Origin of the sequence: Winogradskyella eximia (genome assembly GCF_003386165.1) — a bacterium.
Taxonomy (GTDB): domain Bacteria; phylum Bacteroidota; class Bacteroidia; order Flavobacteriales; family Flavobacteriaceae; genus Winogradskyella; species Winogradskyella eximia.
Genome location: NZ_QRDV01000001.1, coordinates 413,808 through 438,986, shown reverse-complemented (window position 1 = coordinate 438,986; position 25,179 = coordinate 413,808). Strand labels below are relative to the sequence as shown.

The following is a 25,179-nucleotide window of genomic DNA, read 5'->3' as shown; positions in this document are numbered from 1 at the left end:
TTCTTTAAAACTGAAAAAAGTAGTTTTAAAAACTACTTTTAACAATTTATTTCTTTTTATGACGATTAGCGCGTCTACGTTTTTTACGCTTGTGCGTCGCTACCTTGTGTCTTTTTCTTTTTTTACCACTTGGCATAATAAATAATGCTTTTAATTAATATTATATTTTAAATGCTTTCTTAGTTAACCTCAACATTAGATTTAACTCCTTCTAAAAATACTTTAGCCGGCTTAAATGCTGGTATGTTGTGAGCAGGAATTTTTATTGTAGTATTTTTTGAAATATTACGACCTGTTTTTTCAGCTCTCGTTTTAATAATGAAACTTCCGAAACCTCTTAAATAAACGTTATCTCCGCTTTCTAAAGATGTTTTTACTTCTTCCATAAAGGTTTCTACAGTTGCTTGTACGTCACCTTTTTCAATACCTAACTTATCAGATATTTTTGCTACCAAATCGGCTTTTGTCATTTTTACTAGTTTTAGGGTTACTATAATTCTAAGGGATTGCAAATATAGGTAATTTAATTTCAATATTTCAAACGTAATTAATTAAAATTTAACGCAATAAACAATTAATTTTACTTTCTCATTTAAAAAGTCAAATGAACTTCAAATTTCAACTAATTTACTGGTATTCAAATAACAAGAGACAACTCCCATGGAGAGAAACTAAAAACCCTTATTACATTTGGCTGTCAGAAATCATTTTACAACAAACCCAAGTTAAACAAGGCCTTCCTTATTACGACGCATTTGTGGATCAATATCCTACCATTTTCGATCTTGCAGAAGCAACTGAAACTTCGGTTTTAAAATTGTGGCAAGGTTTAGGTTATTATTCTAGAGCTAGAAATTTACATGCTGCCGCTAAATATGTTGTAAATGAACTAAATGGCGAATTTCCTAATAATTATAAAGACTTATTAAAATTAAAAGGAGTTGGCGATTATACTGCAAGTGCCATTGCATCTTTTGCTTATAATGAAGTAGCTGCTGTTGTAGATGGAAATGTGTACCGTGTACTGTCTCGCTATTTTGGTATAGACACGGCAATTAATTCTACTATTGGTATCAAAGAATTTAAATCCTTAGCGACTTCATTAATAGACAAAGCACAACCTGCAATCTATAATCAGGCTATTATGGAATTTGGAGCCTTGCAGTGCAAACCAAAAAATCCTGACTGCCATATTTGCCCACTTAAAGATGGTTGTGTAGCACTTCAAAAGAACCTTGTGAGTGTGCTTCCTGTAAAATTGAAGAAAACTAAAGTGACCAATAAGTATTATAACTTTTTAGTATGTATTGATAATAGTAAACAGATATTATTCGAAAAACGTACAAATAAAGGGATTTGGCAAAACCTCTATCAGTTTCCATTAATTGAATCTGAAAAAAGTTTAGCTCCAGAAGAATTTCATCTTTTAAATTTTGAAAACACAATTTTAAGTACTGAAGATTTTGATTACTCCTTATATAATGAAACTGATATCATACATAAATTATCTCACCAGCATTTACACACTAAATTTTGGATTATTGATATAGATCAGCTTCCCAATAACGCTATAGCAATTGCTTCGTTAACTAATTATCCTACCTCTGTGCTTATAAGTGACTTTATTGATAACTTTAATTTTTAAATGCGATATGGTTATAGAACCTTAAAGAAATCACATTTTTTTATTACTTTTAAAGTAGTGATAGCAAAAACAGTAACTTTGCAACTTAAAACAAAATTATTATGGCTGGAACATTAAATAAGGTAATGCTAATTGGAAACCTAGGCGACGAAGTAAAAATGCATTATTTTGATGATAAAAATTGTGTTGGTCGTTTTCCGTTAGCTACAAGTGAGTCTTATACTAATAAGCAAACCAACGAACGTGTCACTAATACTGAATGGCATAATATAGTGGTTAGAAATAAAGCTGCTGAAATTTGTGAAAAATATCTTACTAAAGGAGACAAAGTATATATTGAAGGAAGAATAAAAACTAGAAAATGGACTGATGACAAAGGCATGGAGCGCTATTCTACAGAAATTCAATGTGATGAATTCACCTTTTTAACTCCAAAAACAGATCAACAACAGTCTAACAAACCAAATGCTAATCCTCAATCGCAACCATCTGCACCATCAAATGCAGCACCACAGGGCGATGATGATTTGCCATTTTAACCATTTAATATCATCACATCTTGGACCCAGAACCCACGGTTTTAATTTCTCATTTGTTAGCTATTAATACTTCATTTATAACAAGTATTATCATCCTTATTATTTTACTAATGTGTTCTGCTCTAATTTCTGGCGCAGAAGTCGCATTGTTTTCATTAACCAAATCTAACTTAGATGAAGGCTTAGAAAACAAATCTCCTGCAATGTTAATAATTGCGACACTTTTAGAACGTCCCAAAAAACTATTAGCCACAATTTTGGTCGCTAATAATTTTATAAACATCGCTGTTGTGTTGCTATTTGCCTACATAGGTGAAACACTTTTTAACACTATTACAAATACGCTTTTTAGATTTTTATTAGAAGTTGTTTCAGCAACCTTTTTAATATTGTTATTTGGTGAGATCATTCCTAAAATTTATGCCAGTAGAAATAGCGTTAAGTTTTCTTTATTTATGGCAAGACCACTTAGATTTTTGGATGTAGTTTTTTCTCCTTTAAGTTTACCAATGCGTTTTATAACCATCAAAATTCAAAACAAATTTGGCAAGCAACGTTCAAATCTTAGTGTTGATCAATTATCTCAAGCATTAGAACTTACAAATGATGAAGACACCACCAAAGAAGAGCAAAAACTACTGCAAGGCATAGTGTCTTTTGGAAACACAGATACTAAGCAAGTGATGCGTCCAAGAATGGATTTGTTTGCTTTAAGCATCAACACTCCCTACGAAACTATAATAAAAGAAATTATAGATAATGGTTATTCTCGTATCCCTGTTTATGAAGAAAGCATTGATACTATTAAAGGTGTTCTTTACGTGAAAGATTTATTACCGCATTTAAATAAAAAAACATTTGATTGGACTACAATTTTACGAGAGCCTTTCTTTGTACCAGAAAACAAGAAATTAGATGATTTAATGGTAGAATTTCAGACCAAAAAAGTACATCTCGCTGTTGTTGTTGATGAATACGGAGGCACTTCTGGATTGGTATCTCTTGAAGATATTATTGAAGAGATTGTTGGAGATATTAGTGATGAATATGATGATGACGATTTAGTTTACACCAAATTAAATAACAACAATTATAGCTTTGAAGGAAAAACACCTCTAAAAGACGTGTATAAAATAGTTGGCATTGAAAATGACACAGAACTTTTTGAAGCCAAGAAAGGTGACGCAGAAACACTTGCTGGCTTTGTTTTAGAAATTTCAGGTGGATTTCCGAGAATAGGAAGTAAAATAAATTTTGAAAATTACGTTTTTACAGTAGAGGCTTTAGAACGAAAGCGCATAAAACAAATTAAACTCACTTTATTAGATCAGCAAAAATGAAACGAATAGTTTTACCCATTTTAAGTCTATTAATGCTAAGTTGTGGAGATGATCCATTACCTAAACCAAAAGGCTATTTAAGATTAGAGTATCCAAAAGCCAATTATAAAAAAGCGACTATACCTTTACCATTCTCTTTTGAAAAAAACGAGCTAGCAGACCCAATTAAAAGCATAAAATCTTCTGCCAATACTAATGGTGTTGATGTTAATTATCCTTCCTTAAACGCAACCATTTACCTCACCTACAAGGAAGTTAAAGATGATAACTTAAATGATTTATTGCGAGATGCACAAAACCTTACGCAGAAGCACACTATAAAAGCGGATGAAATTTTCAACATACCATTTGAAAACAAAGCAACCAAAGTTTATGGTATGTTATATGAAGTAGGTGGAGATGCTGCTTCACAATCTCAATTTTACGTTACTGATAGTATTCATCACTTTTTAAGTGGCTCGCTTTACTTCTATGCCAAGCCTAATTACGATTCTATTTATCCTGCTGCAGAATATCTTAAAAAGGATATTAGAAGGATTATGGAAAGCGTAGAGTGGAAAGATTAAAAATTAATCAATAAAAAAAAGCCTATCAATAATTATTGATAGGCTTTTTTATTTCAGCTAAATTAAAACTTAAACCATGTATTAAGGGGCAACATACTTAACCCACTCACCATTTTGCTTAATTAGCGTTTCTGTTAACTCATTTAATCCATTATCATATAATAAATATGTGATTGCATATTTCTGTCCATCTTCTGCACTTGGCGCAAGGTATTCAAGAAAAACACCTAGTGAATATGTAACTTGAGATGCAGTCCAATTATAATCATAATCATGATAATCGATAAGTGTTGGAACAAGATCTGTGAATTCTGGATCACTCACCAATGTATTACCAATATACTCATAATCAGAATTTGATAAAGTATATCTTATAGTATTATCTGGTACCCAAATACCATTTTCAAAACCAAACTGTAAAGTTGAAATACTTGGTGACCAACTACCATTTGCAAATGTATATAAGTTTCCTTTAATAACTGTACCAACACTAGAACCTCCATAATATTTGTAAGTAATAAAGATAGCATCCTCTTCTTGAGCAAATGGATATTTAATACTTAAAAATTGCGGTAAATAATTAGATGGTGCAGTAGAACCACTAAAGTTATTATATTGACCTGGCTGACCAGAAGACGTTCCCATAGAGTCATAATCTTGCGATGTTAAATAATATACATCATCTACAAGACTCCATGAAGCACCATCAAATTTGTAATAGTCTGATTTAGTTACAGTAGCACCAGTTATACCAATTGTTTTTAATACCATACTAGAAATTCTCCAACGACCAGCATCAGTATCTGTAGATTCATACTTAAAAGCAATATTAATAGTTTCACCATCATATGCAGAAAAATCAAAATCTTCAGATGGGTCTAATGTATCAACACCAGGAGGTGTTACTAAGTTAATTTCTTCCCATTCTGCAGTACTTGTATCACCAGCATAATCAGTTGATACTAATATTTTAAGTAATGATGCATCACTTGCATATTTAAGTGCATGTGTAATTTGAAATCTAAGATCACTTTCACCGGTTAAATCAATAGAAGGTGACACTAACCACTCTATATTCGCTACTTGACCACCAAAAAAACCATTACCTTGTATGTAATCATCTTGAGATGTCCATGCGTCATCACCACCAAATTCTTCTACAACTGACCAACCTTCAAAACTACCAGAAAAGTCATATTCGATAAAAGGAGCGAAACCAATAACAGGCTCTTCAATATACTGATCGTATTCAACTAACACTACTTGCCCTTCAATAGGACTAGCTATTTGAGCTACTAATATGTTTTCTAAAAAATCTCCAGGCTCTTCACTTGGAAAAAATGCATTACTCGCAGCTGTAGGATAATCATCTTGAACTAATTCATAATTATCAGCATTAACATAAGCACTTACATCTTCTGGATTACCATCATACAAATTGAAGTTTACAGTTACTGAAGAACCATTTCCCCAATACGGATATCTATCACTTAAGAAATCTGGTAACATTAATTTTGCATCATCTACATCACTAAATGCTTCAAATGTTTCGTAGAAATCAGGATCTTCGTCATCTGCTTGATCTACTAATGCAGTATAATCATCAGTTGTCATTGTAAACTCATCAACTCCCACAACAGGATTATCCTGTGCGTCAATTTCATTATTAATATCTTCTAATGGGTCACAACCCGTAAAAGTAATTCCGACTATTGCTAGTAAAAAAATTATTTTTTTCATATTTCAATTTTATTAAAAATTAAGTTTTGCTCCGATACTAAATGTTCTTCCAAAACCATAATAAACTTTAGACGTTTTATAAGTAGATGGTGCAATATAACCAGGCTCACCTACTGTCCCTACCTCAGAACCATCAAAGGCGTCAGTAATATAAGTAGTATCAAAAACGTTATTTAATCTCGCTATTAAAGTAACATCAAAAGATCCAAATTTAAATCCATGGCTAAAAGTTGTATCAAAAACCCCATATGCAGGAACTTCATATGCATCTGGACCAACTTGATCTTCGTCAGGACCAACGCCACCTCTATTACTAGGATCGAAATCTGCATATAGATTATCAAAGTAGTTATAGTCTAATGTAAATCTTGTCTTATTCGCAAATTTATAATTAAGCCCTAAAGCTAATGTTGTTTGAGCTGCATCACCAACATGCAAATCTTCTATATAAAGATCTACATATCTAACAATTTCTTGATCTTCATTAATAATAGGAACATCTAATACATTATTTTCCCATCTCCAATCTCCTAAAGAGGTCATACCTGTAAAACTTAACTTATCAGTTGCTCTATAAACAAAGTCAATTTCTATTCCTTGGTGAATTGCATTTACACCTAATACATTGGCATAAGCTCTAGTATCATCTGGTTGTTGAAAAGGAATTGTCTCAGTTCTATCTCTCCAAGCAGTTCTATATAAGTTCACATTAGCAGATAATTTGTCACTTCTATATCCGTATCCTAATTCAAAACTTAAAATCTTCTGATTATCAGCATCTGCATTAATATCTGTATTATTGAAGTTAGGGAAAACAGCATCAAAACCTGGTGCTTTTTCAAAATATCCAACATTTGCAAACACATTATGATTGGCATCTAAGTTATAATTAGCTCCACCTTTAGCACTATAACCAAAGAAATTATATCTATCTGATTCTTGTAAAGGGTCACTATCTAAATAATTAAAATAATCTATACGCTTATATGATGTATTTGAAGCTGCTAATGAAATAAATGCAGACAACTTCTCTTTAGAATATTCTACTTGACCAAAAGCACCTAACCACCCTACTTTACCATCATTGTAGTAGTTATATTTATCACCTACTTTTACTTGAGCGTTAGGATTATTCTCATCGCTATCATCAGCAAAATATTGACCTCCTAAAAGATCTGTTAATTCTGTATAGTGAATACCTGTGTAATCTCTTATATCTACTCCAGTTAACAATACTAAATCGTCAGATAAGTCAGTTTTTAAAGTTGATAAAATACCATACCAGTTATGATTGTTGATCGATGCTCTTAAAACAGTTTCAGATCCGTTTGCTCCATTTGCAATGTTTTCATCTACAATTTTATCAAAATCAATTGTTCCATAAGTTCCAATTCTATATTCACTCATTCCATTAGTACCAATAGAAAACTTATTTACACCAGCGGTTCCACCACCACCACCTGTACCGAATGATACGTAAGCAGCCGTTGACAATTCTGTTTTATCACTTATCGTCCAATAGTGATTTAATGAAATCTGTGGTTTATGATAAAAGTTATCTTCTGCGTGAGTTACCTGTCCGTTTTTATAACCCCAATCTGCATTGTATTTTATCCCTCTTTCATTGTTTCTAAATGTTTCAATTAATTGAGAGTTTTGTCTTTGCCCGTGACGTTGTTTTGCTCCAAATGCTGTCAATGATAATTTATGAGAATCATTGATTTCCTTAGAAACATTAAGGAAATATGCCATAGCATTAAACTCAGTACCATCAACATATCCATCACCATCAGTTTTAGATGCTGAAACTGTTACAGCAAGACCATTTTTCATTAATCCGGTTGAATATGTAGCACCAAATTTTCTATATCCATCATTCGCAATAGTAGTAAGAACATTACCACCTTCTTCAACATCTGTAGTTCTAGACAAAATATTAATTGTTCCACCTATAGAAGGCACAGCTACTTTAGAAGCACCTAAACCTCTTTGTACTTGCATTGAACTAGTTACATCTGAAAGACCAGCCCAGTTACTCCAATAAACACGACCATTTTCCATGTCATTCACTGGAACACCGTTAATCATAACAGCGACATTTTCAGATTGAAAACCTCTTAAGTTAATTCTACCATCTCCAAAACCACCACCAGATTTAGTAGCATAAACACCAGGTGTTGATTTTAAAATTTCTGGAAATTCTTGAGTTCCTAATTTTAAATCAATATCTGCAGCTCTAACTGTAGAAACAGCAACAGGAGTTTTTCTGTCTACTGCAACTGAAGCAAATAGTTGTACTTCTTGTAATCCAACATCACTTGGCATCAAAGTAATATTTCCTAAATCAGTATTACCTTTAAAAGCAATAGTCTGAGTTATAAAACCTACATAAGAAATTACAACTTCTCCAGAATTCGATTTTGCTACTATAGTAAAATTACCATCAAAATCTGTAGTTGCACCATTAGTAGTTCCTTTTACTATAATATTAGCACCAGGAAGTGGTGAGGTCATTTCACCATCAGTAATTTTACCCTTGATAGTGGATTGGGCATACGTAACTGTAGAGAACAATGTCAGTACAGCAATACATAAAAATTGATTAAATTTTTTCATATAAAATCTCAGTTAATTGGTTTTATTAATTGGCGCAAAATTACATATAACTAAAGTTATAACATTATCTAAATGTTAAGAATTTTAACACTACAAAGTTAATTATGTAACCCCTACATTTTAGATGGGTTCAATTAAATTTTCAGAAACTTTTTAACAATTTTTAACGATTTTCCTTATAAAAAGCCACTAAATTTTGAGTAGAGGAATCATGATGCGTATTAGAATCGTCTTGATTAAGCTCACTTAATATAGATTTAGCTAGTTGTTTTCCTAACTCCACACCAAATTGATCATAACTATAAATATTCCAAATAATACCTTCTACAAAAATTTTATGCTCGTACATAGCGATGAGCTTCCCTAGACTCTCTGGGGATAATTTTTGTATTAATAATGAAGTCGTTGGCTTATTACCTTCAAATACTTTAAAAGGCAACAACTTTGAAATCTCTTCTTCTGAAAGAGACTGCTCTTTTAATTCATTTAAAACTTCAGCTTCAGTTTTACCATTCATTAACGCTTCTGTCTGCGCAAAGTAGTTAGACATCAACTTATCATGATGATCTGTATTTCCATAAAGTGATTCTACATAACCAATAAAGTCTGTAGGAATTAGTTTTGTACCTTGATGAATCAATTGAAAAAAGGCATGTTGTGAATTGGTACCTGGCTCACCCCAAATTAGGGTTCCGGTTTGATAATTTACTTTGTTTCCATTTCTATCTACACTTTTACCATTACTTTCCATTATACCTTGTTGAAGGTAGGTAGCAAATTGATTTAAATACTGTGTATAAGGAATAATAGCTTCACTTTCTGATTTAAAGAAATTGTTATACCAAACGGTTAACAACGCAGATACAACAGGAATGTTCTCATTAAAATCTGCTTTTCTAAAATGCTCATCCATTTTGTGTGCACCATCTAATAAACTTTCAAAATGTTTATAACCTAAAGCCAAACTTATTGAAAGACCAACGGCACTCCATAAAGAAAAACGACCACCAACCCAATCTTTCATCGGAAAGATATTTTCTTCATCTATTCCAAAGTTTTTTACACTTTCGATATTTGTAGAAACAGCGACAAAATGTTTAGAAACTGCTTCACTTGGTTGCGACTTTAAAAACCAAGCTCTAATAGAATTAGCGTTAGATAAAGTTTCTTGAGTAGTAAATGTTTTTGAAACTATTACAAAAAGTGTAGTCTCCGGATTTAATTTTTTAATAACTTCTTGATAATGATCACCATCTACATTACTAACAAAATGAGTAGTGAGTTGGTTTTTATAATACTGAAGTGAGTCTACCACCATTGCTGGTCCAAGATCAGAACCTCCAATACCAATGTTAACAACATCAGTAATGGCTTTACCTGTATGCCCTTTATGACTTCCACTTACTACTGCAGTTGTGAAGTTTTCTATTTTTTTCTTAACCTCATGCACTTCAGGAATTACGTTTTCTCCATCAACTATAACTTTGGCATCCTTAGGTGCTCTTAAAGCGGTATGTAATACAGCCCTGCCTTCTGTGGCATTAATAACATCACCTTCAAAATATTTTGAAATAGCATCTTTTAAATCCAACTCATTAGCCAGCTCAATCAACAAATCTATAGTTTGAGTTGTGATTCTATTTTTAGAAAAATCAACATAGAAATCCTCCCACTTAACCGTTAAGTCATTTGCTCTTTCTGCATCAGAGCTAAATAAATCTTTTAAGTGTTGAGATTTAATAGAATCGAAATGTGCTTGTAATTTTTTCCAAGCGTTTGTGCTGGTTGGGTTGGTTGCTTTTAATGCCATTATTATAAATCTATAGTTAAATCTTGTGTAATTGTATTCTCTGGCTCAATAGGTTCAGCCTCTAAGAAAAAGATATTATCTAATCTTTGTTTTACTGGTTTAATATGTTCTAAGAATTTCACTTTTAAACTATCTGAAATAGGTTTAGCTTCAGGTAATTTTTGCTTAAATGGATCTACCTGTTGTCCATTTTTCCAGAAGCGATAACAGACATGTGGACCTCCTGTATTACCTGTCATTCCAACATAACCAATAATATCTCCTTGTTTTACAAACTGCCCCTTTTTTACAGCTTGTTTACTCATATGTAAATATTGAGTACTATAAGTATCATTATGCCTAATTTTTACATATTTACCATTACCTCCACGTCTAGTAGATTCAGTGACCGTTCCATTTGCAGTAGCCATAATTGGTGTTCCTATAGCAGCAGCAAAATCAGTTCCCTTGTGCGGACGTACTTTATTACCATAAAATGCAATTCGTCTTTTTAAATTATAGCGCGATGATATTCTACTAAATTGAACAGGAGCTTTTAAAAAAGCCCTTCTTAAATTTTTTGCATCTTCATTAAAGTAATCTACAATACCTTTTATAGAATCTGTTTCAAACTGAAACGCATAAAGAGAATCACCATTATGCTCAAAATAAGCTGCTTTCACATTATGAACACCTGCATAAATTGTATCGTCAATATATTTATCTGTATATATAACTTTAAAACGGTCTCCTTTTTGAAGCCTCCTAAAGTCAATGGTCCAAGCATAGATTTCATCAGCCATTTTATAGGCTAGTTTTTGACTCAAACCTTTATCTTCTAATGTTGAAGAAATACTACTTTCTATAATACCAGTTGCTGTTTTTTCAACATAAGTTACAGGCTTTTTATTAGTATAAGCATAAATAGAATCCTTTAAATTTATAACCACATATTTTATGGGATCAGTTTGATAGATAAAAGTTTCTGGTCGCGGAAGACTATCCTTTTCTGATTCTTTTGAAAACAATAATGTATAAGGTTTACCAGGATGTAATCTTCTAATGTCAAAAGTATCCTTTGTTACTTCGGCAATTTGAAAAATATCGGGATAACCAATATTATTACGCTGTAAAATTTCACCAAAACTATCTCCTTGCTGAATGGTATCACGTTTTACAATATAATTATTAATATCGAAGCCAAATTCTAGAATTTTTTCTTCTTCAACTATCTCTGATAGTTCTTTTTCATAGGCTACTTCAGCGGAATTATCCTCTTTGCAAGCAAAAAATCCTATTAAAATTATCGTTAGTACTACTAAGCGTTTTAACTGCATTAATTAAGCTAATTATAAATTATTTCCCCAATTTTCTAATTCTTCTGCACTCCACAATTCCGGAAAAAAAATACGTCTTTGGTATTTAGGATGCATATATTTTTTCCAATCACTTCCACCTGTTGCCTCTCCATCACCTATACCACTATCTATGTAATGTTTGGCTGCGTTGTAATGAGCCATTACCCAACTTACGTTTACCGTATAATCATAATGACGCATAGCCTTAACTAGCTCTTCGTTTTTCTGATCTTTTTCTGGCAACTCTTTAAAACGGGTCCAAAGATTTGTGGTATTATAGGTTTCCATAAACCTTAAAAACTCGTCTTTATAACGTTTTTCAAAATTAACTAAAAGCGTGGATTTCTTTCCTGTTTTATGATCTTTTCCAGCAGCTTGCCAATACAAATGTTCAAAGGCATGAGTATATGGTGTATCTCTATCAATATCTTTTCTAAATCTATAATCAATTAAATTAATTAATTCCGTAGAAGCGAACTCAATAAGTCTGTATTGTGCACTTTGAAAACCACTTGCAGGCGTAAGCGTATATCTAAATTTCATATACTGCTCAACATCCATACCTTCTCTCATAATATTGAAAGAAGTAGACAACATATCAAAATAACGACTAATACGCATCAATCGACTTTCAAAAAAAGTAACATCTAAATCTTCTTTTTCTGCAACTTGAGAAATTTCCCAAAGTATCATTTTAAAAATCAACTCGTTAATCTGATGATAAGCAATAAATACCATTTCATCTGGAAGCGTGGTACGTTGAATTTGTAAATTTAATAATGCATCTGTTTGTATATAATCCCAATATGTAATTGGTTTACTGTATAGCAAACCGTATAAATGGTCGTCTGTGTCTTGGTCTATTTTAGTGTACTTCTCCTGAAGTGCTTTTATAATATCGTCGTAGTTAGGTTGGTCTGACATAAAATTGGTTAATCTTTGAATTCTATATTAAAGGAGTGCTTTAAACCCTTAAAAGCAACAAGGTCTGCTCTCAGCGAACCAACAGCTAAATCTGCTTGAATTTTTAAAGGCATTTTATTTTTATCCGCACTTACCCATAAGGTTAAACTTTCTTCTTCTTTAAAAACACGACCTGCCATAACATATGGCCTGAATTTTATTGTATTTACTTTACCAAACTCTGTTTTAATAATTTCTTGCCCTAAGTATTTAAGCTTAAAGCCGTAATTTTCTTCATCAAAAAACATCGTTGTTTTTATTTCATCCCCTTGTTTTAAAGATGAAATATCAATTTTATTTCTTAGATAATAATACATAGAAACCATGTCTTGCACATCTTTCTCTGTGGTTAAAGTCTTAACGCTTTTATTCTTTTTGTTAAAAACCTCAGCCTTCCTGTTTTTATGATCAAATTTAATTTCGATATCCTTTGTGTGACCTCCTTCATCTATTTTTCTAATAAATTTATAAGGGACTCCAGTTTCTTTATCAAAATAACTTTCATAACGGTCTTTAACTTTAAACATCCATTTTATGGCGCCTGTAGTCCAACCTTTTCCAACAACATGAAAAACAGGTTTTCCATCTAATGTCGTTTCATTTAGTGATAAAGTAGCATTCCCTGCTTTTAACAATCCACTATAACTCATTTCGAATTTAAACCACTCACCTTCTTGAAAAGCGGTTTCCTTCTCAACTTTAGAAGCTTGAAATCCTACAAAAAATAATATGACTGTGAATAAATATCTCATAATCTCTAGTTTGTAAATATAATTAATGTAACGCATTTTTTACGTTACAATTATCTTAAATACAATTACTATTCCAAAAGCCTTAAGATCTAATTACAAATCCATTAGGTCTTTGAAAGACAATTTAAAACCAATTATTTAATTAATAGGTTTTGAATTGATACTCACATTTTTAAATTTCACTAATGTAAATATAGTGCTAGCCATAGCATATAATTTTAGTTAGTATTTATTTGCAGGGGAAATTTGAGTTGGTTTTTATTAGCGCGTTTAGCTATAGAACACTAAACGCGCTTATGTTTTTTTTTTAAACAATACTAAATTAATATTATAACGTTCCTCTTTTAGCTTGTTCTCGCTCAATAGATTCGAATAAGGCCTTAAAGTTACCTGCTCCGAAACCTTGCGCTCCCATTCTTTGAATAATTTCAAAGAACAACGTTGGTCTATCTTCTACTGGTTTAGTAAATATTTGAAGTAAATACCCTTCTTCATCCGCATCAATCATAATAGATAACTTTTGAAGCTCACCGATATCCTCTTTCATCATATCCATGTGTTCACCTAATCGTTTTGGAATATCATCATAATAAGCTTGAGGTGGTGGAGGTAAAAATTCTATTCCTCTTGCCTTTAATTGCGCCACTGTTTTAATAATATCGTCTGTTGCCACGGCAATATGCTGCACTCCTGAGTCTTCGTAAAAATCTAGATATTCTTCAATTTGAGATTTCTTAGCCGCTTTTGCTGGTTCGTTAATTGGGAATTTTATTCTTCCATTTCCGTTACTCATCACTTTACTCATTAAGGCTGAGTATTCGGTATGTATTTGTTTATCATCAAAAGATAAAAAGTTTACAAAGCCCATAACATCTTCGTACCATTTTACCCATTTATTCATTTGTCCCCAACCCACATTACCAACCATGTGATCTATATACTTTAATCCTACTGGCTCTGGGTTATAATCACTTTTCCACTCTACAAATCCTGGCATAAATGTTCCTGTATAGTTTTTACGCTCTACAAACATGTGCACAGTTTCACCGTAGGTATAAATCCCAGCTCTTACAACTTCTCCAAATTCATCTTTTTCAACGGTTGGTTCCATGTAAGATTTTGCACCTCGCTTGGTCGTTTCTTCATAAGATTTGCGTGCGTCATCAACCCAAAGGGCAACAATTTTAACACCATCACCATGTTTTACGATATGATTATTAATTTCTGACCTACTATTTAATGGAGTTGTAAGCACCAAACGGATTTTATCTTGTTTCAAAACGTAGCTTACAGAATCTCTAGAACCTGTCTCAAGACCTTTATAAGCATAAGATTGAAAACCAAATGCTGTTTTATAAAAATGTGCTGCTTGCTTAGCATTACCAACATAAAACTCTACATAATCTGTCCCTAAAAGCGGCAGAAAATCTTGCGCACCTTCAAATATTTTTTCTAAACCGTAGTTTACACTTTTTACTTCTTTTGCCATAATATGATAGCTTATTTTAGACCTCTCAAACTAATAAAACTCTAATCTAAGCGGATTTAATTGTTAATAATTTATTCTTTAAAAACCATATATAATTACGCCTACTGAGCGCTTTCTAATTCCATTTCTTCCATATCATCTTCACTTTCTATACTTTCAATAATATAGTCTTCGTCTGTCCAAGTACTAATGCTATCCATTTCTTCTTCAATTTCAGTATCGTAATAATAGTCATCATTCTCAAAATCACCATTTTTAATGCCATCTAAAATGGCTGATGAAATTAAGGTACCGTAAAACACAAATGCTGCAAAGGCAACTAAAAAAATAAAACCATTGAGCACAATAGCAATTATATTTATAATTTTTGCTGTATTTACATTATTCCGAGATTGTGAATCGAAAGCCTCAGGATTTTCACCAAACTCTCGCAAACTTTTATTAGCAACCACCAACCCAATTATAGCCATGGTTAATGGTACTATTGCAGTAACTCCGTAACAACAACAGCCTACTAAACCAATAACCAATGCCAATACTCCTAATATTAAAGCTAATGGATCTGCTGGTAATTTATTTTGATTCATTTAAATATAATATTAGACTTATTTTTCCTCTAACCAAGATTTAAAATAATCTTCATCAGCTATTTTCAAGGCTTCTTCTGTGACTTTTAAAGGCTTAAAGGTATCTACCATTACAGCCAATTCATCGGTTTTTACTTTACCAATACTACGCTCCATAGCTCCTGGATGTGGACCATGAGGAATACCTGCTGGATGTAATGAAATATGACCAGCATCAATATCGTTTCTACTCATAAAATCACCATCAACATAATACAACACCTCATCACTATCTATATTACTATGATTGTAAGGCGCAGGAACAGCAAGTGGATGATAATCGTACAAACGCGGCACAAAACTGCAAATTACAAAAGCATCTGTTTCAAAAGTTTGATGTACTGGAGGCGGTTGATGTACACGACCCGTTATAGGTTCAAAATCGTGAATTGAAAACGCATATGGATAATTATAACCATCGTAACCTACCACATCAAAAGGATGTGAGGCATACACCATATCAAAAATTTCGTCTTGCTTTTTAATTTTTATTAAAAAATCACCAGATTCATTATAAGTTTCTAATTCTTGTGGCTGACGCAAATCGCGTTCACAAAATGGCGAGTGTTCTAATAACTGCCCAAAATAATTACGATAACGTTTTGGTGTATATATTGGTCTGTAAGATTCTACAATGAATAAACGGTTATCTTCAGTATCAAAATCGAGCTTGTAAATAACACCTCTTGGTACTAACAAATAGTCACCATATTTAAAATCTAAATTTCCAAGATGTGTTCTTAATTTTCCAGTGCCTTTGTGAATAAAAATTAATTCGTCAGCATCTGTATTTTTATAGAAATAATCTTTTGTTGATTGCTTAGGTGCTGCCAATATAATATTACAATCACTATTAGTTAACACAATTTTTCTACTCTCTAAATAATCGTTTTCTGGCTTCACCTGAAACCCTCTAAAACGATAAGATTGCATATTATTTGCCTTTGCCACTTTTGGCGCAACACTATATTGCTTCTTTATTTCCTTAACTTGTGTTGGTCGTTGCTCGTGGTAACTGTTGGTTGACATACCATCGAAACCAATTGTTCCGAACAATTGCTCGTAATAATAATCGCCATTTGGTTTTTTAAACTGCGTGTGGCGTTTTGGTGGAATTTTCCCTAATTTATGATAGAATGGCATTTTTTTGAATGGTTTAAAAGTTGAATTGTTTATACAACAACGTAGTATAAATTAAACTATGCTTAAAGGTACAAAAAATGCGTGTTTATTCTGGATTCCTTTTGATTAGGAAATTAAGATGAAGTTTTATGTTTGCCCAGAATGGTTCCAAGTATTTTTATTTATTGCTTTTTTATGATGACTGCTGTCCGCTATTTATCATTCTATTTAGACGATAAAATTTTGAACTTGCTCGTTTCATATGTTACAAATATCGAAAATTAATGTGAGACGATAAAATAAATTCATCATGACACACAAAGCGTAATTAAAACCAAAACCCAAGATTAAAAACCCAGTAACTATTCCCTGTATCTGGCGAATAAGTATATTTCCCTTCTAAAGGCCCTAAAAATGTTTCTAATGAATAACCAACAGCATAACCATTATAGTTAGGAGAGGAGAAAAACTGGCCAGATTCAAAAAGACCATCACCAATATTCCCGTAATTTGCTGCTAATAAAATATGATGTTTTTTAAAAATTTCATAATCTAAAGTGAAAGTGGCTTTTACAAAACTATCTCCAGTTAAAGCTAAGTAATCATATCCGTAAAACGAATAAAAACTATTAATAAAATTAGCTCCATAGCCTCCGATTGCAAACCCTAATGCATTTGTAGATTTATCGCCTATTTTAAAACCTCCATTGGCTTCTGTTTTTAAAGCCAGTTTATCGCTAAAACTAAAAGCATAACCCATATCTGCTTTAGCTATTGAAAACTCTTCAAAATCAGTATTAAAACCAGATGCTTTTAAATATAAATGAAAATTTCCATTAAAATAAAATCCACTTTTAGGAAAATAGGAGTTATCGTAGTCGTCGAACTTTAGATTTCCAAACAAGCTAAAATAATCTGTATTTTCAAAAATTATTTTATCCTCTCTTTCGTCATCAATTATAGTTTCTGAAGTAATTTTTAAATGTTTATGTTCTGCACCTATTCGCAGTGCAAAATCCTTTCTGAAAATAGTTTGCAAATACACCTGATTAGTAAAATCTGATATCTTTGCATCAATTTTATTTAGGTCTTCTAACAAAGGGGAGCCTTCTTCTAAAGCTAATATTGGATTTACATTTTTATTAAACTGACTATAACGCGATTTTACTCCAATACTAATATAAAATCCTTTATCAATAAAATAATTGAAATTATATCTTGAGTTATCACCTAAAATAACATCTAGCGAAGCAATATCGTTACTAAATAATAGTTTTTTCTGAGTAATGTTTACAAGTATTGCACTTTTGTATAGCTCATCGTAATGCAAACCTAGTCTTAAAAACGTACTCGTTTCAGATTCTGTTATTTTCCCCAACAATCTATATTCAGATTCATTTTCAGTTGCAGCTAATTGGTATCTAAACGTATCAAAATTATTTGTCGCTATAAGATTATTTATACCCTGTCTAAAATCTGCATAGCTTATTTTGTCGGCACCTTTTAATTTTAATTTCCCTAGAAGATAAGATCTTGTATAACGTTCGTTTCCTTCAATACTAACATTTTTAATTTTTAAACTATCTAATACTTTAACGGGTAATCGTTCCGTATAATCGGGTTGATGCTTTTTTACATCTTTTAATTCAGAAAGCTTAGTTCGCGCTGCAGCTTCACCATTAGCAATAATATCATCTCCTTCATCAAATGAGATTACTGAAAAATTAGTGATGTCTGGTTTTATATAAATATCGGTTAATTCCGCCTTGCTTTTCATAGCATTTATAGTTCTAAAATTACCAATTTGCAACAAAATATCTGGAGCAGATTTAAGCGATTCACGATCCTTTAAAGCATCTTGAACATCGACACCAATAATAATATTCATGCCTTTGGCTCGTAATTCTTCAACAGGAAAATTATTGGTAACTCCACCATCTATTAAAATCCTCTCATCAATCATTACTGGTTGAAACAAGGACGGCAATGCTCCACTTGCAGTAACAGCCTCAGCTAATTTACCTTTATTCATTATTAAAGATTCACCTGTTTCTATATCAGTAGCCACGCAAAAAAATGGAATAGGCAATTGGCTAAAATCTCTAACATCATTTACAGGAAGCATTAAATGATACAACAAATTATACACGTTTTGTCCTCGCGACAATGCTGAAGGCAAGCTAATTTTAAATCTATCAAAAGGTAAGGTTACGGCATATTTTTCTGAATTCTCTCTTTCATAAAAAGACTTAGAGGCTCTAGGGAAACCATCATTTATTAATTCATCGAAATCTTGAGTTTTAAAAATAGCTTCTAATTGCTTACCAGAATAGCCTGAAGCATACAAAGAGCCTATAATCGCTCCCATACTAGTACCAGCAACATAATCTACTTTTATACCTAAACTATCAATAACCTTTAAAACGCCTATATGCGCAAAACCTTTAGCTCCACCTCCACTTAACACTAATCCAATTTTAGGTACTGGCTTAATGGTATCATTCTGAGCCTTTAATTGCAAAAGACTTAGAAAAAATAAGATTAATATGAAATGTTTGGTTTTCATAGCGTTTAAAATCCTGAAGGATATTTTAAAATGATTTTAAGAAGTATTGCATGTATTATAATCTTTACAAGTTAACCTTCTATTCTTTATGATAATAATTATATACTTTATTTGCTCTCGACACTCCAACGACTGCCTCTAATTCATCTAACTTGGCGTTTCCAATACGTTTTACCGTTTTAAATTGTTTCATTAGATCTACAATGGTTTGCTCTCCTACACCTGGTATATTTTCTAACTCAGTGGTTAATGCTCCTTTGCTCCTTCTATTTCTGTGATGCTCTATACCAAAGCGATGTGCCTCATTTCTTAATTGTTGTATTATTTTTAAGGTTTCACTTTTCTTGTCTAAATACAACGGAATTGGATCATCTGGATAAAACAATTCTTCTAAACGCTTTGCTATACCAATGATAGCGATTTTTCCGCGCAATCCTAAGAGATCTAAGCTTTTTAACGCTGAAGATAATTGCCCTTTTCCTCCATCGATTATGATAAGTTGCGGCAAAGGTTGGTCTTCTTCCATTAAACGTTTGTAACGCCTGTAAACCACTTCTTCCATAGACGCAAAATCATCTGGCCCCTCTACCGTTTTAATATTAAAATTACGATAGTCTTTTTTACTCGGTTTTCCATTTTTAAAAACTACACAAGCAGCAACCGGATTTGTTCCTTGAATATTAGAATTATCAAAACACTCAATATGTCTTGGCTCTTCAGATAAGCGCAAATCAGCTTTCATTTGTGCCATAATTCTATTGGCATGTCTATCTGGATCTACAAGTTTTACTTGTTTAAATTTATCCATTCTAAAATACTTCGCATTTCTGATTGACAAATCTAGAATACTTTTTTTATCACCAAGTTTCGGAATTGTTACTTTTAAATCATTTCCTAAATTAACTTTAAAAGGCACATAAATTTCTTTTGAATTTGAATTAAAACGTTGCCTAATTTCGGTAATGGCTAATTCTAATAATTCGGAATCTGATTCTTGTAATTTCTTTTTTAATTCTAGAGTATGCGACCTAATAATTGAACCATAGCTTAACTGCAAAAAATTCACATAAGCGTATGTTTCATCACTAACAATAGAAAACACATCTACATTACTAATCTTAGGATTTACAATAGTAGACTTGGCTTGGTAGTTTTCTAAAACCTCTAATTTTTCTTTTATTTTCTGAGCATCTTCAAACTGCATTGCTTCTGCATGTTGACGCATCTGAATTTTAAATTGCTGTAAAGAATCTTTAAAGTTACCTTTTAAAATTTCTCTAATCGCAATAATATTTGCCTGATACTCTTCTTCGGTCTCATAACCTTCACAAGCACCCAAACAATTGCCTAAGTGATATTCTAAGCAAACTTTATACTTTCCGGATTCAATTTTAGATTCCGATAAATCATAATTACAAGTTCTTAATTGGTATAACCCTTTTATTAAACCCAAAAGCGTTTTTACGGTTTTCATACTTGTATAAGGCCCAAAATATTCTGAACCGTCTTTAATAACTCGTCTAGTTGGGAATACTCTAGGAAAACGTTCCTTTTTAATACAAATCCAAGGGTAAGATTTATCATCCTTTAGTAATACATTATACTTCGGCTTATATTTTTTAATGAGATTGTTCTCTAGTAATAAAGCATCATTTTCAGTTTCTACAACAATGTGCTTTACTGAGGCTATGTTTTTAACCAAAACACGCGTCTTACCATAATCGTGATGCTTATTAAAGTAACTGCTTACGCGCTTTTTAATATCTTTAGCTTTGCCAACATAGATTAAACGCTCATCTGCATCAAAATATTGATAGACACCTGGTTGGTGTGGTAAGGTTTTTATCTGTATTTCTAAGGTCGATTCTGGCATATAACCAAAGGTAATAATTCATAAAAATATATATGTATAATTAATACACTTTATCATTACCTTGCACCTCTTTTTATATATTCAGTTTATGACAAAAAAAGTTTTGGGACGCGTAGACAAAGTCAATTTCCCCGAATTAAAACTAAATAACATCGATGTTAAAATAGACACAGGAGCTTATACTTCTGCGATTCATTGCTCTAAAATTAGAGAAGAAAACGGTAAACTTTATTGCATTTTTGAAAGCAAAGGACACCCTAACTTTAAAAGCGAAGAAGTGGCTTTTGATACTTACACCTATACAGATGTAAAAAGTAGTAATGGACATAAAGAAAACCGCTACAAAATTAAAACAACCGTTGTATTCTTTGGTAAAACATATAAGATTAACTTAACTTTAAGCACCAGAGACGATATGAGATTCCCTGTATTAATAGGTCGTCAGTTTTTAAAACACAAATTTATGGTTGATGTAGATTTAGAAAATCAATCTTTTAAACAAACCCTAACTAAATGAACATAGTAATTCTTTCGAGAAATCCTGAACTCTATTCTACAAAACGACTTGTTGAAGAAGGTGAAAAAAGAGGTCATAAAATTGAAATCATTGATCCTTTAAAATGCGATATTATTATTGAAAAGGAAAAACCAACCATATACTATAGAGATCGTTATTTAGATTATGTTGATGCTATTATTCCAAGAATTGGAGCGTCCATAACTTTTTACGGTTGTGCTGTTGTACGTCAGTTTGAAGAAATGGGAGTCTTTACCATAGCACCATCTGATGCTATAACACGATCTCGAGATAAGCTAAGAAGCTTACAGCGTCTAAGTAAAGCTGGTATAGGTATGCCTAAAACTGTTTTTACAAACTATTCTAGAGATGTAGAAGAAGTAATTGACTATGTAGGAGGTACACCTGTAATTATTAAATTACTAGAAGGTACGCAAGGACTTGGAGTTGTTTTAGCTGAAACTAAAAACGCTGCAGAATCTGTTTTAGAAGCCTTTAATGGTCTGCAAGCTAGAGTAATTGTACAAGAGTTTATTAAAGAAGCTAAAGGTGCTGATTTAAGAGCTTTAGTTGTAGATGGACAAGTGGTTGGAGCTATGAAACGCCAAGGAAAAGAAGGTGAATTTAGATCTAACTTACACCGTGGAGGTTCAGCTAATATTATAAAGTTAGAACCAGACGAACTAAAACTAGCTATGAATGCAGCCAAAGTATTAAAACTACCTGTATGTGGTGTAGACATGCTACAATCTGCTCGTGGTCCATTATTATTAGAAGTAAATTCTACACCAGGATTAGAAGGTATTGAAGGTGCAACACACAAAAATATTGCAAAAGCTATTATCACTTTTATTGAACGTAATAAGAAATAAGACGTAACTTCAATTTTAAAATACTTGTATGAAGGAACCAGATATTTTAGAAATCCTTGGACAAAAAATAGGCTTAGGACAAAGCGCTCAATTGAGTTTTAATGTTGCAAAACTGCACACACAAAACACTATTGATGTTCCTATTATTATTGAGCGTTCTAAAAAACCTGGACCAACAGTATTAATAACAGCAGGTATTCATGGAGACGAAGTTAATGGAGTAGAAATTGTAAGACAGATTATTTCAAAAGGCATAAACAAACCCAGAAAAGGAACTATTATCTGTGTTCCGGTTATTAATGTGTTTGGTTTTTTAAATATGAAACGTGAATTTCCAGATGGTCGCGATCTTAACCGTGTTTTTCCTGGCATAAGTGGTGGCTCGCTAGCAAGTAGAGTTGCTTTTAAATTGGTTACCGAAATTTTACCGCATGCAGATTTGGTTATGGATTTTCATACTGGAGGTGCAGATCGTTTTAATGCCGCACAAGTTAGAATTATTAAAACCGAAAAAACTCTAGATGAACTAGCTAAAGTATTTGGTCCACCATTTATTTTCTACTCTAAAAATATTAATAAATCATTTAGAAACACCTGCCACAAACTTGGTATTCCTATTCTTTTATTTGAAGGTGGTAAATCTTTTAATATTGATAATACCATTACAAATACAGGTGTAAACGGAGTTAAACGTGTTTTAAATCACCTTGAAATGCTTAACCGAAACTTTAAAGTTTCTCAACCTAAACAATCTTGCATATACTTATTAGACAGTAAATGGATAAGAGCGAAATATTCTGGCATGTTTAAAGCAACGGTGAACATAAATTCTAAAGTAAAAAAAGGAGATGATTTAGGTAACATAACTGATCCATATGGCAGCTTTAATCATTTTGTAAAAGCACCTAATGATGGATTCATTTTTAATATTAATGAATCTCCAATAATTTATCAAGGAGATGCTATTTTTCATATCTCCACAAAAGTGAAAGAATGAAAAAGTCTGAATTAAGACAGAAATATAAACAACTGAGGTCTCAACTTTCCGAAAATGAAATTGACGATTTTAGTATTGCTATTGCCAATCAGTTACTAACATTAGATATTTGGAACAAATCTTTTTACCATATTTTCTTAACGATTGAAGAACAAAAAGAAATCAATACCGATTTTATTCTCAATATTTTAGCCGGAAAAGATAAACACATTGTTATTTCTAAAAGTAACTTTAATGATTACAGCATGTCGCATTACCTGCTAACAGACAGCACAACAATCAAAAAAAACAGATATAACATTCCAGAACCAATAGATGGGATTGAAATTAAACCATCCAAATTAGATGTTGTTTTTATTCCACTTTTAGCTTTTGATACAACAGGAAATAGAATTGGTTACGGAAAAGGCTTCTATGATCGCTTTTTAGCAAACTGTAAACCTGAAACTATAAAAATTGGATTTTCCTTTTTTAAAGCTGAAGATGAAATTTCTGACTTTTCTGAAAACGACATAAAGCTAGACTATTGCATTGTTCCTGATAAAATTTATCATTTTTAAAGAAATTTAACCACCGTTGAAGTGCCTAAAAATTAGATAAAGTGCAAAAATTTCATATCTTGCAAGTTCAAGTATTCAAATTTGACCCCAAAATCTGAGTTGTAACTAACAATAGCATGACGGACACTAACCTAAAACGGCATAATATATCTAATAACAAACTAGAAGAAGACAATTTTTATTATCGTGAATCAGCACTTATGACTTCTACAGGAAGTTGGTATATTGATTTTGAAAATAAAAAAAGCTATTGGGACGACATTACAAGGAAAATATTAGAATATCCGGTAGATTTTGTTCCATCACTAAAAATGGCAATGTCATTATATGCAGAAGAACATCATGCATACATAGCCAATACATTTTTTGAATGTGCACTATCAGGTGTACCCTTTGATTCAGAAGTGTTAATGCTTACAGCTAATAACAGAAAATTTTGGGCAAGAGCTATAGGCAAACCGGTTTACAATGATGATAAAAAAATTATTGGAGTACGTGGTATTTTTCAGGATATAGATGACATCATTCAAAAAGAAATAAATTTAGAAAAAGCCTCAGAAATTGTTGCTTCTCAAAACTCTAGATTATTCAATTTTGCTCATATTGTTTCTCATAACTTAAGGTCTCACTCTAGTAATTTAACTTTAATTGTTCAGCTAATAAATGAATTAGATACTGTAGAGGAAAAATTAGAATTACTTGATAATATTACACATGTTTCAGAGAGTTTAAACACAACCATAGAACATTTAAATGAAGTGGTTAGTATACAAACTAACTCTAATCAACTTAAAGTAGAAGTTAATTTTGCGAACACACTAGAACAAGTAACAACCTCTATTAACCAAATTATTGAAAACAATAACGTTACCATAAATTCAGACTTTAGTAAAGCCGAAATTATTGAGTACATACCTGCATATTTAGATAGTATTTTTTTAAATTTACTCACCAATGCTATTAAATATAAACACAAAGACAGAGATCCAGTAATTAACATCAGTACATCGCGAGATTTTACAAATTACGATCGCGTTGTTTTAAAAATTTCTGATAACGGTTTAGGGATAGACATGGATAAATTTGGTGACAAACTCTTTGGTATGTATAAAACATTTCATTATAATGCAGATGCAAGAGGCATTGGTTTATTTATTACAAAAAACCAAGTAGAATCTCTAAATGGGGAAATCAGTGCAACAAGTGATATAAATTTGGGCACAACTTTTACTATAAAATTTTAATATCA

The 25,179-nt window shown here is 32.0% G+C and carries 21 protein-coding genes; 9 read left to right on the top strand and 12 right to left on the bottom strand.

Annotated elements, in window-relative coordinates; translation table 11 throughout:
• Window positions 1-179 precede the first annotated feature (179 nt).
• On the bottom strand, window positions 180-470 hold the full coding sequence (locus tag DFQ10_RS01895) for an HU family DNA-binding protein (RefSeq protein ID WP_008270198.1): 291 nt from the start codon (window positions 468-470) through the stop codon (window positions 180-182).
• Window positions 471-604: 134 nt separating this feature from the next.
• Here DFQ10_RS01895 and mutY point away from each other — a divergent pair, with 134 nt between their 5' ends.
• The 4 genes from mutY (at window position 605) to gldD (ending at window position 4,090) form a co-directional block, all read left to right on the top strand.
• On the top strand, window positions 605-1,645 hold the full coding sequence (mutY, locus tag DFQ10_RS01890; protein ID WP_115815736.1) for an A/G-specific adenine glycosylase: 1,041 nt from the start codon (window positions 605-607) through the stop codon (window positions 1,643-1,645).
• 101 nt (window positions 1,646-1,746) lie between these two features.
• Window positions 1,747-2,184 (top strand): single-stranded DNA-binding protein, encoded by a 438-nt coding sequence (locus DFQ10_RS01885; RefSeq protein ID WP_115815735.1) that lies wholly within the window; start codon window positions 1,747-1,749, stop codon window positions 2,182-2,184.
• A gap of 20 nt (window positions 2,185-2,204) precedes the next feature.
• Window positions 2,205-3,524 carry a gliding motility-associated protein GldE gene (locus DFQ10_RS01880; RefSeq protein WP_115815734.1) on the top strand — a complete coding sequence of 440 codons (1,320 nt, stop codon included), beginning with the start codon at window positions 2,205-2,207 and terminating at the stop codon, window positions 3,522-3,524.
• Entirely contained in the window at window positions 3,521-4,090 is a 570-nt protein-coding gene (gene gldD, locus DFQ10_RS01875; protein WP_115815733.1) for a gliding motility lipoprotein GldD, read from the top strand. Before DFQ10_RS01880 ends, gldD begins: the two co-directional genes overlap by 4 nt.
• Window positions 4,091-4,171: 81 nt before the next feature.
• Here the strand turns inward: gldD and DFQ10_RS01870 are convergent, their stop codons facing one another.
• The 11 genes from DFQ10_RS01870 to uvrC form a co-directional block, all read right to left on the bottom strand.
• Complete coding sequence (locus tag DFQ10_RS01870; RefSeq protein WP_115815732.1) at window positions 4,172-5,830, bottom strand: choice-of-anchor J domain-containing protein; 1,659 nt, start codon at window positions 5,828-5,830, stop codon at window positions 4,172-4,174.
• Window positions 5,831-5,842: 12 nt separating this feature from the next.
• Window positions 5,843-8,446: a TonB-dependent receptor gene (locus DFQ10_RS01865; protein ID WP_115815731.1), complete on the bottom strand. Its 2,604-nt coding sequence runs from the start codon at window positions 8,444-8,446 to the stop codon at window positions 5,843-5,845.
• Window positions 8,447-8,609: 163 nt separating this feature from the next.
• Window positions 8,610-10,256: a glucose-6-phosphate isomerase gene (pgi, locus tag DFQ10_RS01860; protein ID WP_115815730.1), complete on the bottom strand. Its 1,647-nt coding sequence runs from the start codon at window positions 10,254-10,256 to the stop codon at window positions 8,610-8,612.
• A 2-nt stretch (window positions 10,257-10,258) separates the two neighbouring features.
• On the bottom strand, window positions 10,259-11,572 hold the full coding sequence (locus tag DFQ10_RS01855) for a M23 family metallopeptidase (protein ID WP_115815729.1): 1,314 nt from the start codon (window positions 11,570-11,572) through the stop codon (window positions 10,259-10,261).
• A 12-nt stretch (window positions 11,573-11,584) separates the two neighbouring features.
• Complete coding sequence (locus DFQ10_RS01850; protein WP_115815728.1) at window positions 11,585-12,517, bottom strand: tryptophan 2,3-dioxygenase family protein; 933 nt, start codon at window positions 12,515-12,517, stop codon at window positions 11,585-11,587.
• 8 nt (window positions 12,518-12,525) lie between these two features.
• Complete coding sequence (locus DFQ10_RS01845) at window positions 12,526-13,308, bottom strand: DUF3108 domain-containing protein (RefSeq protein ID WP_115816413.1); 783 nt, start codon at window positions 13,306-13,308, stop codon at window positions 12,526-12,528.
• Window positions 13,309-13,636: 328 nt separating this feature from the next.
• On the bottom strand, window positions 13,637-14,797 hold the full coding sequence (hppD, locus tag DFQ10_RS01840; RefSeq protein ID WP_115815727.1) for a 4-hydroxyphenylpyruvate dioxygenase: 1,161 nt from the start codon (window positions 14,795-14,797) through the stop codon (window positions 13,637-13,639).
• Window positions 14,798-14,898: 101 nt separating this feature from the next.
• Window positions 14,899-15,384, bottom strand: a complete 486-nt coding sequence (locus DFQ10_RS01835; protein ID WP_115815726.1) for a CCC motif membrane protein — start codon at window positions 15,382-15,384, stop codon at window positions 14,899-14,901.
• 18 nt (window positions 15,385-15,402) lie between these two features.
• A complete protein-coding gene (locus DFQ10_RS01830) occupies window positions 15,403-16,566 on the bottom strand; it encodes a homogentisate 1,2-dioxygenase (RefSeq protein ID WP_115815725.1) in 1,164 nt (387 codons plus the stop codon).
• Between the two features lie 307 nt (window positions 16,567-16,873).
• Window positions 16,874-19,111 carry a patatin-like phospholipase family protein gene (locus DFQ10_RS01825; protein ID WP_115815724.1) on the bottom strand — a complete coding sequence of 746 codons (2,238 nt, stop codon included), beginning with the start codon at window positions 19,109-19,111 and terminating at the stop codon, window positions 16,874-16,876.
• Window positions 19,112-19,190: 79 nt separating this feature from the next.
• Window positions 19,191-20,984 (bottom strand): excinuclease ABC subunit UvrC, encoded by a 1,794-nt coding sequence (gene uvrC, locus DFQ10_RS01820; protein ID WP_115815723.1) that lies wholly within the window; start codon window positions 20,982-20,984, stop codon window positions 19,191-19,193.
• An 88-nt stretch (window positions 20,985-21,072) separates the two neighbouring features.
• Between uvrC and DFQ10_RS01815 the strand changes: the two genes are divergently transcribed.
• The 5 genes from DFQ10_RS01815 (at window position 21,073) to DFQ10_RS01795 (ending at window position 25,174) form a co-directional block, all read left to right on the top strand.
• Window positions 21,073-21,501 carry an ATP-dependent zinc protease family protein gene (locus DFQ10_RS01815; protein ID WP_115815722.1) on the top strand — a complete coding sequence of 143 codons (429 nt, stop codon included), beginning with the start codon at window positions 21,073-21,075 and terminating at the stop codon, window positions 21,499-21,501.
• Entirely contained in the window at window positions 21,498-22,373 is an 876-nt protein-coding gene (rimK, locus tag DFQ10_RS01810; protein ID WP_115815721.1) for a 30S ribosomal protein S6--L-glutamate ligase, read from the top strand. The genes DFQ10_RS01815 and rimK overlap by 4 nt, the downstream gene beginning before the upstream one ends.
• A 28-nt stretch (window positions 22,374-22,401) precedes the next feature.
• Entirely contained in the window at window positions 22,402-23,370 is a 969-nt protein-coding gene (locus DFQ10_RS01805; RefSeq protein ID WP_115815720.1) for a succinylglutamate desuccinylase/aspartoacylase family protein, read from the top strand.
• The gene (locus DFQ10_RS01800) at window positions 23,367-23,930 is read left to right on the top strand and encodes a 5-formyltetrahydrofolate cyclo-ligase (RefSeq protein ID WP_115815719.1); all 564 of its coding nucleotides are present in this window, start codon (window positions 23,367-23,369) and stop codon (window positions 23,928-23,930) included. The genes DFQ10_RS01805 and DFQ10_RS01800 overlap by 4 nt, the downstream gene beginning before the upstream one ends.
• A gap of 116 nt (window positions 23,931-24,046) precedes the next feature.
• Window positions 24,047-25,174 (top strand): sensor histidine kinase, encoded by a 1,128-nt coding sequence (locus tag DFQ10_RS01795; protein ID WP_115815718.1) that lies wholly within the window; start codon window positions 24,047-24,049, stop codon window positions 25,172-25,174.
• The last annotated feature ends 5 nt before the right edge of the window (window positions 25,175-25,179 follow it).

Coding starts and splice junctions, on each gene's coding strand:
- DFQ10_RS01865 (WP_115815731.1), bottom strand. CDS start 8,446: ATGAAAAAATTTAATCAATTTTTATGTATTGCTGTACTGACATTGTTC.
- mutY (WP_115815736.1), top strand. CDS start 605: ATGAACTTCAAATTTCAACTAATTTACTGGTATTCAAATAACAAGAGA.
- DFQ10_RS01835 (WP_115815726.1), bottom strand. CDS start 15,384: ATGAATCAAAATAAATTACCAGCAGATCCATTAGCTTTAATATTAGGA.
- uvrC (WP_115815723.1), bottom strand. CDS start 20,984: ATGCCAGAATCGACCTTAGAAATACAGATAAAAACCTTACCACACCAA.
- DFQ10_RS01825 (WP_115815724.1), bottom strand. CDS start 19,111: ATGAAAACCAAACATTTCATATTAATCTTATTTTTTCTAAGTCTTTTG.
- DFQ10_RS01870 (WP_115815732.1), bottom strand. CDS start 5,830: ATGAAAAAAATAATTTTTTTACTAGCAATAGTCGGAATTACTTTTACG.
- pgi (WP_115815730.1), bottom strand. CDS start 10,256: ATGGCATTAAAAGCAACCAACCCAACCAGCACAAACGCTTGGAAAAAA.
- DFQ10_RS01895 (WP_008270198.1), bottom strand. CDS start 470: ATGACAAAAGCCGATTTGGTAGCAAAAATATCTGATAAGTTAGGTATT.
- DFQ10_RS01850 (WP_115815728.1), bottom strand. CDS start 12,517: ATGTCAGACCAACCTAACTACGACGATATTATAAAAGCACTTCAGGAG.
- DFQ10_RS01795 (WP_115815718.1), top strand. CDS start 24,047: ATGACGGACACTAACCTAAAACGGCATAATATATCTAATAACAAACTA.
- DFQ10_RS01800 (WP_115815719.1), top strand. CDS start 23,367: ATGAAAAAGTCTGAATTAAGACAGAAATATAAACAACTGAGGTCTCAA.
- hppD (WP_115815727.1), bottom strand. CDS start 14,797: ATGGCAAAAGAAGTAAAAAGTGTAAACTACGGTTTAGAAAAAATATTT.
- rimK (WP_115815721.1), top strand. CDS start 21,498: ATGAACATAGTAATTCTTTCGAGAAATCCTGAACTCTATTCTACAAAA.
- DFQ10_RS01845 (WP_115816413.1), bottom strand. CDS start 13,308: ATGAGATATTTATTCACAGTCATATTATTTTTTGTAGGATTTCAAGCT.
- DFQ10_RS01815 (WP_115815722.1), top strand. CDS start 21,073: ATGACAAAAAAAGTTTTGGGACGCGTAGACAAAGTCAATTTCCCCGAA.
- DFQ10_RS01855 (WP_115815729.1), bottom strand. CDS start 11,572: ATGCAGTTAAAACGCTTAGTAGTACTAACGATAATTTTAATAGGATTT.
- DFQ10_RS01830 (WP_115815725.1), bottom strand. CDS start 16,566: ATGCCATTCTATCATAAATTAGGGAAAATTCCACCAAAACGCCACACG.
- DFQ10_RS01885 (WP_115815735.1), top strand. CDS start 1,747: ATGGCTGGAACATTAAATAAGGTAATGCTAATTGGAAACCTAGGCGAC.
- gldD (WP_115815733.1), top strand. CDS start 3,521: ATGAAACGAATAGTTTTACCCATTTTAAGTCTATTAATGCTAAGTTGT.
- DFQ10_RS01805 (WP_115815720.1), top strand. CDS start 22,402: ATGAAGGAACCAGATATTTTAGAAATCCTTGGACAAAAAATAGGCTTA.